15 protein-coding genes are annotated in these 11,554 nt (G+C 70.3%); 8 read left to right on the top strand and 7 right to left on the bottom strand.

The window, feature by feature from the left end; translation table 11 throughout:
* Position 1: 1 nt before the first annotated feature.
* From ABN611_RS05430 to ABN611_RS05420, 3 genes are all read right to left on the bottom strand, one after another.
* A complete protein-coding gene (locus ABN611_RS05430) occupies positions 2–217 on the bottom strand; it encodes a type II toxin-antitoxin system RelE/ParE family toxin (RefSeq protein WP_350278667.1) in 216 nt (71 codons plus the stop codon).
* Positions 218–397: 180 nt separating this feature from the next.
* On the bottom strand, positions 398–667 hold the full coding sequence (locus ABN611_RS05425; RefSeq protein WP_350278666.1) for a DUF3017 domain-containing protein: 270 nt from the start codon (positions 665–667) through the stop codon (positions 398–400).
* 31 nt (positions 668–698) lie between these two features.
* On the bottom strand, positions 699–1,556 hold the full coding sequence (locus ABN611_RS05420; RefSeq protein ID WP_350278665.1) for a bifunctional methylenetetrahydrofolate dehydrogenase/methenyltetrahydrofolate cyclohydrolase: 858 nt from the start codon (positions 1,554–1,556) through the stop codon (positions 699–701).
* 122 nt (positions 1,557–1,678) lie between these two features.
* Between ABN611_RS05420 and ABN611_RS05415 the strand changes: the two genes are divergently transcribed.
* Entirely contained in the window at positions 1,679–2,665 is a 987-nt protein-coding gene (locus ABN611_RS05415) for a pirin family protein (RefSeq protein ID WP_350278664.1), read from the top strand.
* 70 nt (positions 2,666–2,735) lie between these two features.
* On the top strand, positions 2,736–3,674 hold the full coding sequence (locus ABN611_RS05410; protein WP_350278663.1) for a hypothetical protein: 939 nt from the start codon (positions 2,736–2,738) through the stop codon (positions 3,672–3,674).
* On the opposite strand, the gene ABN611_RS05405 is transcribed toward ABN611_RS05410, so the two are convergent.
* Positions 3,675–3,986 (bottom strand): cupin domain-containing protein, encoded by a 312-nt coding sequence (locus ABN611_RS05405; protein ID WP_350278662.1) that lies wholly within the window; start codon positions 3,984–3,986, stop codon positions 3,675–3,677.
* Positions 3,987–4,057: 71 nt separating this feature from the next.
* Between ABN611_RS05405 and ABN611_RS05400 the strand changes: the two genes are divergently transcribed.
* On the top strand, positions 4,058–4,990 hold the full coding sequence (locus ABN611_RS05400) for a helix-turn-helix domain-containing protein (RefSeq protein WP_350278661.1): 933 nt from the start codon (positions 4,058–4,060) through the stop codon (positions 4,988–4,990).
* Here the strand turns inward: ABN611_RS05400 and ABN611_RS05395 are convergent.
* Positions 4,978–5,610 carry a phosphotransferase gene (locus ABN611_RS05395; protein ID WP_350278660.1) on the bottom strand — a complete coding sequence of 211 codons (633 nt, stop codon included), beginning with the start codon at positions 5,608–5,610 and terminating at the stop codon, positions 4,978–4,980. The genes ABN611_RS05400 and ABN611_RS05395 overlap by 13 nt on opposite strands.
* A gap of 70 nt (positions 5,611–5,680) precedes the next feature.
* Here ABN611_RS05395 and ABN611_RS05390 point away from each other — a divergent pair, with 70 nt between their 5' ends.
* Entirely contained in the window at positions 5,681–6,121 is a 441-nt protein-coding gene (locus ABN611_RS05390; RefSeq protein WP_350278659.1) for a GNAT family N-acetyltransferase, read from the top strand.
* 137 nt (positions 6,122–6,258) lie between these two features.
* A complete protein-coding gene (locus tag ABN611_RS05385; RefSeq protein ID WP_350278658.1) occupies positions 6,259–6,975 on the top strand; it encodes a transporter substrate-binding domain-containing protein in 717 nt (238 codons plus the stop codon).
* 46 nt (positions 6,976–7,021) lie between these two features.
* Here the strand turns inward: ABN611_RS05385 and ABN611_RS05380 are convergent, their stop codons facing one another.
* On the bottom strand, positions 7,022–8,014 hold the full coding sequence (locus ABN611_RS05380; RefSeq protein WP_350278657.1) for a malate dehydrogenase: 993 nt from the start codon (positions 8,012–8,014) through the stop codon (positions 7,022–7,024).
* 169 nt (positions 8,015–8,183) lie between these two features.
* On the opposite strand from ABN611_RS05380, the gene ABN611_RS05375 reads away from it, so the two are divergent.
* Positions 8,184–9,311 carry a glycerophosphodiester phosphodiesterase gene (locus tag ABN611_RS05375; RefSeq protein WP_350278656.1) on the top strand — a complete coding sequence of 376 codons (1,128 nt, stop codon included), beginning with the start codon at positions 8,184–8,186 and terminating at the stop codon, positions 9,309–9,311.
* Positions 9,312–9,347: 36 nt separating this feature from the next.
* Positions 9,348–10,154: a fused MFS/spermidine synthase gene (locus ABN611_RS05370; RefSeq protein ID WP_350278655.1), complete on the top strand. Its 807-nt coding sequence runs from the start codon at positions 9,348–9,350 to the stop codon at positions 10,152–10,154.
* Here ABN611_RS05370 and ABN611_RS05365 read toward each other — a convergent pair.
* On the bottom strand, positions 10,117–10,635 hold the full coding sequence (locus tag ABN611_RS05365; protein WP_350278654.1) for a helix-turn-helix transcriptional regulator: 519 nt from the start codon (positions 10,633–10,635) through the stop codon (positions 10,117–10,119). The genes ABN611_RS05370 and ABN611_RS05365 overlap by 38 nt on opposite strands.
* A 59-nt stretch (positions 10,636–10,694) precedes the next feature.
* Between ABN611_RS05365 and ABN611_RS05360 the strand changes: the two genes are divergently transcribed.
* Complete coding sequence (locus tag ABN611_RS05360) at positions 10,695–11,552, top strand: MOSC N-terminal beta barrel domain-containing protein (protein WP_350278653.1); 858 nt, start codon at positions 10,695–10,697, stop codon at positions 11,550–11,552.
* Positions 11,553–11,554: the final 2 nt, after the last annotated feature.

Raw genomic sequence — 11,554 nt, 5'->3', positions numbered from 1 at the left:
GTCACGAGTCCTTCTCGAGTTCCTCAAGCCACTCGTCGTACAGATCGTCGGCGATCGGGATGTTCCGTCGGTACCACGCCCCCCACTGGCCGACCTTGTCGCCGCCGATCAACAACACCGCCTGCCGTACCGGATCGAAGGCGAACAGTACCCGGATCGTGCCGCTCCGGAGTTCTTTCATGTTCTGATGACGCGATGCCTTGATCGTCTCCACCACCGGCCGACCAAGACCAGGACCTTGCTGAGCTATCAATTGACCCGGGCCAGGACCCGCGTTCGGTCAGTCCGCGGCAACTGATGCAACCACTTGTAGCAGTCGTCGGTGTAGACGATCGTGAACCCCATCTGCGAACGATAGTACCTCTAGGTTCTAGAACCCAAAAGTACTATCCCAGGATCAGTTCGGGACGATGAGGCCGAGGGTGGCTATGGCGGTGGCGGTGAGGAGGAGGAAGGCTATGTCGAACATTCGGCTGCGGACGTGGAGGAGGCCTGCGGCCGCGTCGGAGAGCAGGGCGCGGAGGAGGCCTGCCAGGCCTACGGCGCCGGCGAAGATGAGTACGCCGTTGCGCCAGTCGTAGAACCACAGCACCACCACGCCCGCCAGCGCGACCAGGAGCGACAGCGCCAGGGGCCACTGACTGCGGCGCTGGGTCTCGCCTGCCATCAGCACGTCACACCCGGCTCGGCGACCGGCGTCACTGGGGAAGGCTCGCTTCGGCGGCCTCGACGACGTTGGTGAGCAGCATCGCGCGGGTCATCGGGCCGATCCCGCCGGGCATCGGGGCGATCCACGCGGCCTGCTCGCGGGCGGCGTCGTCGATGTCGCCGACGATCTTGCCCTCGGCGTTGCGGCTGGTGCCGACGTCGAGGAGGACGGCGCCGGGCTTGACCATGTCCGCGGTGATCAGGCCCGCCGAACCGGCCGCGGCGATCACGATGTCGCCGGTGCGGACGACGGCGGCGAGGTCCTTGGTGCCGGTGTGGCACTGGGTCACGGTCGCGTTCTCGCTGCGCCGGGTGAACAGCAGCCCCATCGGCCGGCCCGCGGTCACGCCGCGCCCGACGACGACCACGTGCGCGCCGGCGATCGGTACGTCGTACCGCCGGAGGATCTCCACGCAGCCCTTCGGGGTACAGGGAAGTGGGCCGTCCTGGCCGAGGACGAGCTTGCCGAGGCTGACCGGGTGCAGTCCGTCGGCGTCCTTGGCCGGGTCGATCAGGCCGAGGATCGTGTTGGTGTCGACGTGCTTGGGCAGCGGCAGCTGGACGATGAACCCGGTGCAGGACGGGTTCTCGTTGAGCTCCCGCACCTTCGCGGCGATCTCCGCCTGGGTCGCCGTCGCCGGCAGCTCGACCTGGATCGAGGCGATCCCGACCGCCGCGCAGTCGCGGTGCTTGCCGGCCACGTACGCCCGGCTGCCCGGGTCGTCGCCGACCAGGATCGTGCCGAGCCCGGGGATCACGCCCTGCTCCGCGAGTTTCGCGACCCGGACCTTCAGCTCGTCCTTGATCGCCGCCGCCGTCGCCTTGCCGTCCAGAATCTGCGCCGTCACGACCCCAGAGTCTGCCACGCGCCGCGCCCCGGCCCACAGCCGGACCGCCGGGAATGCGGCGGCTCTTGCCACCGTTCCAGCAGATAGTTTATTCTTGAACTACCTACCGCGAGGAGCACATCATGCCCGCCGTGACCGTCAGTGACATCACCGTCCTGCCCCGGATCAGCGCCCAGGACCCGGCTGTCGTCCGCGAGCGTCCCGTGACGTCGGTGACCTCGGCGCCGAGCGGCTACGAGGGCGAGGGCTTCCCGGTACGGCGTGCCTTCGCCGGCGTCGACCTCCGCGACCTGGACCCGTTCATCCACATGGACCAGATGGGCGAGGTCGAGTACGCGCCGGGCGAGCCGAAGGGCACCCCGTGGCACCCGCACCGCGGCTTCGAGACCGTCACGTACATGCTCGACGGGATCATGGAGCACCAGGACTCCAACGGCGGCGGCGGTGTCATCTCCAACGGCGACACCCAGTGGATGACCGCCGGGTCCGGGCTGCTGCACATCGAGACCCCGCCGGAGCACCTGGTGGTGAGCGGCGGCCTGTTCCACGGCATCCAGCTCTGGGTGAACCTGCCGAAGGCGCTCAAGTGGGCCCCACCGCGCTACCAGGACATCCGCGGCGGCGACTCGGCCCTGCTGTCCACGCCGGACGGCGGTTCGCTGATCCGCGTGATCGCCGGCTCGGTCGACGGCCACGAAGGTCCGGGCTCGACGCACACCCCGATCACCCTGGTGCACGCCACGGTCAGCCCGGGCGCGGAGATGGTGCTGCCGTGGCAGCCGGACTACAACGCGCTCGTCTACGTGCTCGCCGGGCAGGGCACCGTCGGCTCCGACCGGCGCCCGATCCGCAAGGGCCAGTTGGCGGTCTTCGGTCCCGGTGACGTCCTGCGGACCGCGGCCGGTACGACGCAACCTCAGGCCGAGCCGAACCTCGACGTGCTGGTGATCGGCGGCCGCCCGATCCGCGAGCCGATCGCGATGGCCGGGCCGTTCGTGATGAACACCCGCGCCGAGGTGATCCAGGCCTTCGAGGACTTCCAGGCCGGCAAGCTCGGCAGCATCCCCGCCGTCCACGGCGCGCCCACGGAGCTTCGGAGTACGGACTGAGCCATGGACATCCTGAAACCCCGGTTCTACCTTCGCAGCAAGGGGAAACGGGGATTTCAGGGGGTTGATCATGTCGCGTTTCCGGAAACTTGCGCTGACCGTGTCCGCGGTGGCACTGACCGTCGCCGCGGCGCTGCCGTTCCCGGCGTCGATCCCGGTCCCGGTCGACTTCCAGCCCGAAGGGATCGCGACCGGGCCGCAGGCAACGTTCTACGTCGGCTCGCTCACCACCGGTGACATCTATCGCGGGAGCCTGCGGACCGGCGAAGGGGCGATCTTCGTCGACGCGGCACCGGGTAGGCCGGCCGTCGGGCTGAAGGTCGAGCGCGGCGCGCATCGGCTCTGGGTGGCGGGTGGACCGACCGGCCGCGCGTTCGTGTACAGCACCCGGGACGGCTCGCTCGTTGCCGATCTCTTGCTCACGTCTGCGACCAGCTTGATCAACGACGTCACGGTCACCAACGACGCCGCGTACTTCACCGACACCTTCAACCCGGTGATCTACAAGGTGCCGATCGGGCCGGGCGACCGGATCGGCGAGCCGCAGAGCATCCCGCTCAGCGGTCCCGCGGCGGTCGTCGGCGAGTTCCCCAACTGGAACGGCATCGACGCCACCCCGGACGGCAAGTCGCTGATCGTCGGCCACTCGTCGCGCGGGGCGCTGTACCTGGTCGACCCGGAGACCGGCGCGAGCCGGACCATCGAGATCACCGGTGGCACGATCACCCCCGGTACGGCGGACGGCATCCTGCTGGACGGCCACACCCTGTGGGTCGTGGAGAACTTCGCCAACCGGGTGCTGAAGATCGAGCTCAGCGCGGACCTGACCGCCGGGGAGATCGTGGCGACGGTGACCAGTCCGCTGTTCCGCGTTCCCACCACGGTCGCCGAACACGGCAATCGGCTGGCGCTGATCAACGGCCGCTTCGATCTCGGCTTCCCGCCGCCGTTCGGCCCTGGTGCGCCGCCCGGTACGACGTTCGACGTCGTACAGATCGACAAGCCCTGATCAGCCTTCGGGGTAGAACAGGAACAGCGTGCAGCCCGCAGCGGACTGCGGGACATGGGACGATCCGGCCGGGGCGTGGATGAACGAACCGGCCGGGTAGTCGCGCTCGCCGTCGTTGAACACCCCGTCGACCACGAACACCTCCTCCGGACCCGGGTCGTGCACGTCGATGCCCTCCCAGCGCGACCCCGGGTCCATCTGCAGGACGAACGCCTTGGCTCGGGCGCCGGACCAGAGCGGCCGCAGCCGGATGCCGGGGAACAGTTCACGGACCGGTGCGTCGTCGACCGATGCCCATTCGTATGTCTCCATGCCCCGATCCTCGCGCTGTCCACAGGGCTGTCCCCAGTGTCTGGATAGTCCCGATCAGGTACTTTTCTGCCATGCCCGAGAAGCTGCACCGCGTCGTCGCGCTGGTGACCGCGCCGCAGGCCAGTTTCGAGTTCGGCTGCGCGGCGGCCGTCTTCCGCGACCCGCCGTACCGCTTCGGGGTCTGTGCGGAGCAGCCGGGAAACGTCCGTACCACCGATGGTTTCGACATGGTGGTGAGCTCCGGGCTGCGGGCGCTCGACCGCGCGGACACGATCGTCGTCCCGGGATGGTTGCCGATCAATCGCGAGCCGACGTCCGCTGTCGTGCGGGCGCTCGTCCGGGCGCATCGGCGCGGGGCGCGGCTGGTCAGTATCTGCTCGGGTGCGTACTTGCTCGCCGCGACCGGGGTGCTCGACGGGCGCCGGGCGGCGACGCACTGGCGGTACGCCGAGGAGCTGCAGCGCCGGTTCCCCGCGGTGCACGTGGATCCGGAGGTGCTGTACGTCGACCACGGCGACATCGCAACGAGCGGCGGGTCGGGGACCGGGATCGATCTGTGTCTGCATCTGGTGCGCAGCGACCACGGTGCGGCGTACGCGGCCCGGGTCGCGCGGCGGATGGTGATGCCGCCGCATCGGGAAGGCGGCCAGGTGCAGTACCGCGCCGAGGAACCGGTGCCGGTGGAGTCGCTGGGCGGGCTGCTCGACTGGGCGACCGAGCACCTCGCCGAGCCGATCACGGTCGAGGATCTCGCGCGCCGCGCCGGCGTCTCACCGCGGACGCTGGCCCGGAGGTTCGCCGAGCAGCTCGGGGTCGCGCCCGGCCAGTGGTTGCTCGCGCAGCGGATCGCGCGGACGCGGGCGCTGCTCGAGGAGACGGATCTGCCGGTCGAGACGATCGCCACGCGCGTCGGGTTGTCGTCGGCGACCAATCTGCGAAGGCGGTTCCGCGCCGCGCTGCAGACGACGCCGAGTGCGTACCGCCGGGCGTATCAGGGCGTGTAGTCGCCGGTGTCGTCGAGCGTGATGTAGTGCTCGATGCGCGGGTCGTCCGGGTCCCCGCCGTACAGCTCGACGAAGCGCCGCGCGGCCGGGAGTCCGCCGTACTGCGGGTTGAGGCCGCCGCGGAGGCTCTTGAACATCAGCGCGAGGTCCACGTACCGGTCGCCGGCGCCGAGGCGGCTGAGGTCGAGCAGGCCGCTGAACCTGAGCGTCTCGGGATCGATGAAGACGTTCGGCGCCGCGTAGTCCCCGTGGGTGACCGCGCTGCCGGTCCCGGGGAACGGGGACGGGAACGGGCAGCCCGACAACGCGTCCAGCGCGCGGAGCCCGTCGGCGATCGCGGCAACGACCGCCGGGCGGTCGGCGGCGGGCCAGTCCTGCGAGGCGTCCCGGCCCGGGAGTTCCGTGGTCAGCAGCCAGTTGTTGCCGCGGTCAACGATCCGCGGGCAGGGGAAGCCGGTGCCGCCGAGCCAGGCGAGCCGGTCGGCCTCGAGGTCGACGCCGTCGCCCGCCTTGTAATAGAACCGTTCCCGCCCGCGCTCGAGCTTGACCACGGTCGCGCCCGAGAAACCGACATGGATCGGCTCTGCCCGCTCCGCGTCGAACCGATCTTGCAGCACCATCAGATCCACCTACCGAAGGCTACGGGCCGAGCCCGAGATCGGCTCCCCGTTTTAGCACTAGGCTGCCCGCATGATCCGACCCGCGGTGCCGGCCGACGCGGAGGCGGTCGCGGCGATCGCCCGCGCCGCCTTCGAGCACTACATCCCCCGCATCGGCATGGCGCCGGTACCGATGCTGGTCGACTACGAGGCCGCGGTCGCGGCGCAGAAGGTCTGGGTCGCGACGGACACCGACGCCGTGATCGGCTTCGTCCTGCTGGAGGACGAGCCCGACGCCCTCCTGCTCGACGTACTGGCAGTCTCGCCGGCCGCTCAGGGCAAGGGCATCGGCGCCGCCCTCCTGACGTTCGCCGAAACCGAGGCGCGCCGCCGCAACTACCGCAGGATCACCCTGTACACCAACGCCGCTATGACCGAGAACCTCGCCTACTACCCCCGCCACGGCTACACCGAAACAGCCCGCGAAACCATCCACGACCGCCACCGCGTCCTCTTCGAAAAGGCCCTCTGATGGGCTGCCCGCAGGCGGTCCCGGCGACGACCGTGCCCGCAGCGGCGAAGGACGGCGAACTGGCCGCCGCCGCTCGTGCCGCCGCCGCGTACCTCCGCGATCACGACTGACGAACCCCGGCGGATAGGGTCGTCGGTATGACGACTGTTGCCGGCGATCTTGCGCCGTCCGGGGTTCTGCGGGTCTCGATCAATCTCGGCAATCCGGTGCTCGCGCAGGGGACCTCGGAGGAACCGGCCGGGGTGACCGTGGACATCGCGCGCGAACTCGCCGCGCGCCTCGAGCTGCCGTTGGAACTGGTCTGTTTCGACGCGGCCCGCAAGTCGTTCGAGGCACTGACCACCGGCCGGGCGGACCTCTGTTTCCTCGCGATCGAGCCGGCGCGGGCGGCCGAGGTGGCGTTCACCGCGCCGTACGTCGTGATCGAAGGCGTCTACGCTGTCCCGCAGGACTCCAAGCTCACCACCGTCGCCGACGTGGACGCGCCCGGCGTGCGGATCGGGGTGAAGCAGGGCTCGGCGTATGACCTGTACCTGACCAGAACCTTGCAGCAGGCAACCATCGTCCGCGGCGAAGAAGGCGTCGATGTCTTCCGCGCCGAAGGGTTGGAGGTGGCCGCCGGGATCCGGCAGCCGATCACCCGGTACGTCGCCGAACACCCGGACCTGCGCCTGATCGACGAGCGCTTCATGCAGATCCAGCAGGCCGTCGGCACCACGATGACCAAGCAGCCAGCCACGGTCGCCTACCTCCACGACCTGGTCGAGGACCTGAAGTCCTCCGGCTTCATCGCCCGCTCCCTGACCGCCTCCGGCCAGTCCGACACCTTGGTGGCGCCGCCGCAGGCTGCATGAGAAACGCCCCCGGAAATCTTCCGGGGGCGTCCTGGGGTGCTGCCGGTCAGCCGATCAGGCCGAGTTCCTGCACCGCGTCGCGCTCCTCGCCGAGCTCGGCGGTGGAGGCGTCGATCTTGCCGCGCGAGAACTCGTTGATGTCCAGGCCCTGGACGATCTCCCAGTTGCCGTTCGCGGTGGTCACCGGGAACGACGAGATCAGCCCCTCCGGAACGTCGTACGACCCGTCGGAGACGACCGCCATCGAGGTCCAGTCGCCCGCGGCGGTGCCCTTCAGCCAGTCGCGGGTGTGGTCGATGGTGGCCGCCGCGGCCGAGGCGGCCGAGGACGCGCCGCGGGCCTCGATGATCGCCGCGCCGCGCTTCTGCACGGTCGGCAGGAAGTCGCTCTCCAGCCAGGCCTGGTCGTTCACGACCTCGGCGGCGTTCTTGCCGGCCACCTCGGCGTGGAAGATGTCCGGGTACTGGGTCGCGGAGTGGTTGCCCCAGATCGTCATCTTCTTCAGGTCGGTGACGTGCACGCCGGCCTTCTTCGCCAGCTGCGCCAGCGCCCGGTTGTGGTCCAGCCGGGTGAGCGCCGAGAACCGCTCGGCCGGGATGTCCGGCGCGTTGCTCTTCGCGATCAGCGCGTTGGTGTTCGCCGGGTTGCCGGTGACGGTGACCCGGATGTCGTCGGCGGCGTGGTCGTTCAGCGCCTTGCCCTGGACGGTGAAGATCGCGCCGTTGGCCTCCAGCAGGTCGCCGCGCTCCATCCCCTTCGTCCGCGGTCGCGCGCCCACCAGCAGCGCGACGTTGACGCCGTCGAACACGACGTTCGGGTCGTCGCCGATCTCGATCCCGGCGAGCGTCGGGAACGCGCTGTCCTCGAGCTCCATCACGACGCCCTCGAGCGCCTTCAGCGCGGGGGTGATCTCCAGCAGCCGCAGCTCCACCGGCGTGTCCGGTCCGAGCAGCGCGCCGCTCGCGATCCGGAACAGCAGGCTGTAACCGATATTCCCCGCGGCCCCGGTAACGGCCACCTTCACCGGTGTAGTGCTCACGACTCGCTCCTTGCTGATCAGATTGTGTGCCTGGGACGCTAGCAAGCCTCGCGCCGACGTCCAACGCTGGGTTGCTCACATTCCGGGCGTTCGTTCACCGGGCGGCCACTTGGCGGACGCCGGCGTGCCGGAGGGTTGCGCCCAGTCCCTGACCTGTTAGGAGAACGTCATGAAGCTGCCTCGCCAGCTGGTCCCGATGGCCGTCTCGGCACTCGCGGTCGCCGCGGCCGTGGTCGTACCGCAGACCGTGTCGCAGGACGGCCCGCAGAACGCGCCCGCCGCCGTCCAGGCGGACAAGCACGACGACTTCGTGATCGTCGGCCACCGCGGCGCGTCCGGGTACCGGCCCGAGCACACGCTGGCGGCGTACGAGCTGGCCGCCCGGATGGGCGCCGACTTCATCGAGCCGGACCTGGTCACCACGAAGGACCGGGTGCTGGTCGCCCGGCACGAGCCGGAGATCGGCGGGACGACGGACGTCGCGAACCACCCGGAGTTCAACGACCGGAAGAAGACCAAGCTGCTCGACGGGGTCGCCGTGACCGGCTGGTTCACCGAGGACTTCACGCTCGCCGAGCTCAAGACGCTGCGCGCCAAGGAGCGGATCCCGGCGACCCGCCAGCACAACACCATCTTCGACGGGCGCTACCAGGTGCCGACGCTGCAGGAGGTCATCGACCTCAGCAAGCGGCTGTCCAAGGAGCTCGGCCGCCCGATCGGCATCTACCCGGAGACCAAGCACCCGACGTACTTCCAGCAGCAGGGCCTCGCGCTCGAGCCGCAACTGGTGAAGGTCCTCGAGCGCAACGGCCTGAACCGGCCGGGCGCGAAGGTGTTCGTGCAGTCGTTCGAGGTCGCGAACCTGAAGGCGCTGGACAAGCAGCTCCGGGTCCCGCTGGTGCAGCTGACGAGCGCGAGCGGAGCGCCGTACGACTTCGTGGTCGCGGGTGACAAGCGCACGTACGCCGACATCGTGAGCGCGCAGGGCCTGCGCGAGGTCGCGACGTACGCCGACGGTGTCGGGCCGGCCAAGGACCAGGTGATCCCGCTCGTGGCCGGCAAGCTCGGCACGCCGACCGCGCTGGTCTCCGACGCGCACAAGGCCGGGCTGGTCGTGCACCCGTACACGTTCCGGGTGGAGAACTCGTTCCTGCCGGCCGAGTTCGACAGCTCGGCGGTGGCGGCGGAGTCCGGCAACCTGTTCGGCGAGATCGCGGCGTTCCGCAAGGCCGGGATCGACGGGCTGTTCACCGACAACACCGACGTCGCGGTCGCCGAGGAGCGCGAGGCCCGGTAAGGCTGTCCAGGTAGTCCCGTCTGAAAGGATGGGTGGGTGGAGCGGCGGACCGGTTCGGGCCTGGCGAGTGTCGAGGTGCAGCACGACGGAACGTTCGTCCTGCGCGTCGACGGGTCGCCGCAGTCGCAGGTCGATCTCGCCGACCCCACCCACCTGCCCTTCGAGTACATGCGGCGGATCGGCGACGTCGTGGACGCGGCCGCGCCGCGCCGTCAGCCGGTCGCCGTACTGCACGTCGGCGGCGCGGCGCTGAGCCTGCCGCGGTACGTCGCCGCGACCCGGCCGCGGTCGCGGCAGATCGTCCTGGAACCCGACGAGGACCTGACCGAGTTCGTCCGCGAGGCGCTGCCGCTGCCGAAACGCTCCGGGATCAAGGTCCGCCCGGTCACCGGCCGGGCGGGCATCGCCGAGGTGTACGAGGACTCGATGGACCTGGTGATCCTGGACGCCTTCGAGCAGGAGGCGGTGCCCGCGAACCTGGTGACCGCGGAGTTCTTCGCCGAGTGCGCTCGGGTACTGCGGCCGACCGGCGTGCTGGTCGCGAACCTCATCGACGGGAAGGCCGGGCTGCCGTTCGTCCGGCGTTCGGCGGCGACGGTTCAGGACGTGATCGGTTCCGGTGTCGTGCTCGCCGAGCGGCGGATCCTGCGCGGCAAGGGCTTCGGGAACGTCATCATGGTCGCGTCGCGGCAGCCCGTACCAGACCTGACGGATGCGGGCCGCCGGGCGCAACCGCCGTACGACGTGATGTCGCTGCAGGAGCTTGCCGGGAAGGCGGCGCCGCTGACCGACGCCGAAGGATTCGTCACGCCGCGCGCACCGGCGGCAGTCTTCCGGAGCTGAGCCGGTCCAGCGCTTCGGCGACCGCTGAGCGTTCGGCAGGTGTCGCGCCGACCGAGTGGACGAGGTGGTCGAGCCGGTCCCGCCCGGCCAGCCGCGCGCCCCGGAACCAGGCCTGGATCGTGGCCCGCGGGATCCCGGTCTGCTGCTCCAGCACCCGCAACGAGCGCGGCCGCGCGAGCGCTGCGACCGCGGCCCCGAGGTCCTCCAGACTCTCGGCGGTTTCCAGCAGTCGGACAATGTCGCGCGGGTCGCGACTCGCCTCCTCCCACCGGCGCCGCCAGACCGGCATGAGATCCGCGGGCACGCCGCATCCGGACAGGAACGCCGCCGCGACGTCCCAGCTGGGTAGCTGCTTGCCGCTGGTCGCGCGGATCAGATGCGGATGCGAGTAGTGCGCGCGTTCCGCCAGTCGGCGATAGCTCAGGCCCGCGTGCCGGCGTACCCGTTGCAGGGCCGCGGCGAAGTTCTGCACATCCTGCACGTGATCAAACATAACTCAACACGATTCAACAGATCAAGCACCGGGTTACGCTGATGCCTGTGTCTGTCGCGAAGGTTGCCGCCCTGGCCTACTACCCGGTGAAGGGCCTCGCCGGGGTCTCCGTCGAATCCGCCGAGGTCGGCCCGACCGGCCTGCTGAACGACCGGCTGTTCATGCTCGTCGAGCCGGACGGCACGTTCCTCAGCCAGCGCAAGCTCCCCGCGATGGCGACGCTGCACGCGGCGCTGTCCGGTGACGCGCTGCGGCTGTCGGCGGCCGGCGCGCCGGACCTCGAAGCCGAGATCCGGTACGACGGGAAGCGCCGCGACGTCAGCCTCTTCGGGAAGTGGTTCGGCCAGGGCGTGGCGCAGGATCCGGCCGTGGACGCGTGGTTCACGGACCGGCTCGGTACGCCGGCCGCGCTGGTCCGGGTGACGCCCGAGCACGAGAGGCCCGGCTGGGGTGCGCACCGCGGGCTGACCGGGTTCGGGGACGCGCACGCGCTGATGATCACCTCGCAGGCGTCCCTCGACGGGCTGAACGCGCGCATCCTCGAGCGCGGCGGCGACGCGGTCCCGATGAACCGCTTCCGGCCGAACCTGGTGATCTCCGGGTGGACCGAGCCGCACACCGAGGACCGGGTGCTCCGGATGACCGCCGGCGCGGTCGCGATCGGGTATTCGGCGCGCGGCATCCGGTGCGCCGTACCGACCGTCGACCAGGCCACCGGTGTGAGGTCCGGGCCGGAGCCGACCCGGACGCTGGCGACGTACCGGCGCGAACCGGCGTACGGCGGCGGGGTCAGCTTCGGGATCAAGGCCGCGGTGCTTGCCCCCGGCAACATCCGGGTGGGCGACGAGATCGCCGTCCAGGAATGGATCCCGGACGGCGCCGATCCCGCGCCTGCCCTGCGCTAGGT

This window comes from Kribbella sp. HUAS MG21 (assembly GCF_040254265.1).
GTDB lineage: Bacteria > Actinomycetota > Actinomycetes > Propionibacteriales > Kribbellaceae > Kribbella.
Note: the sequence above shows the minus strand (reverse complement) of the source record. Positions and strands in the feature narration are given on the sequence as shown.

Excerpts from the sequence above, each read along its gene's own strand:
- ABN611_RS05415 (WP_350278664.1), top strand. The coding sequence starts at position 1,679 with ATGCCCGCCGTGACCGTCAGTGACATCACCGTCCTGCCCCGGATCAGC.
- ABN611_RS05390 (WP_350278659.1), top strand. The coding sequence starts at position 5,681 with ATGATCCGACCCGCGGTGCCGGCCGACGCGGAGGCGGTCGCGGCGATC.
- ABN611_RS05425 (WP_350278666.1), bottom strand. The coding sequence starts at position 667 with ATGGCAGGCGAGACCCAGCGCCGCAGTCAGTGGCCCCTGGCGCTGTCG.
- ABN611_RS05385 (WP_350278658.1), top strand. The coding sequence starts at position 6,259 with ATGACGACTGTTGCCGGCGATCTTGCGCCGTCCGGGGTTCTGCGGGTC.
- ABN611_RS05395 (WP_350278660.1), bottom strand. The coding sequence starts at position 5,610 with ATGGTGCTGCAAGATCGGTTCGACGCGGAGCGGGCAGAGCCGATCCAT.
- ABN611_RS05400 (WP_350278661.1), top strand. The coding sequence starts at position 4,058 with ATGCCCGAGAAGCTGCACCGCGTCGTCGCGCTGGTGACCGCGCCGCAG.
- ABN611_RS05405 (WP_350278662.1), bottom strand. The coding sequence starts at position 3,986 with ATGGAGACATACGAATGGGCATCGGTCGACGACGCACCGGTCCGTGAA.
- ABN611_RS05410 (WP_350278663.1), top strand. The coding sequence starts at position 2,736 with ATGTCGCGTTTCCGGAAACTTGCGCTGACCGTGTCCGCGGTGGCACTG.
- ABN611_RS05375 (WP_350278656.1), top strand. The coding sequence starts at position 8,184 with ATGAAGCTGCCTCGCCAGCTGGTCCCGATGGCCGTCTCGGCACTCGCG.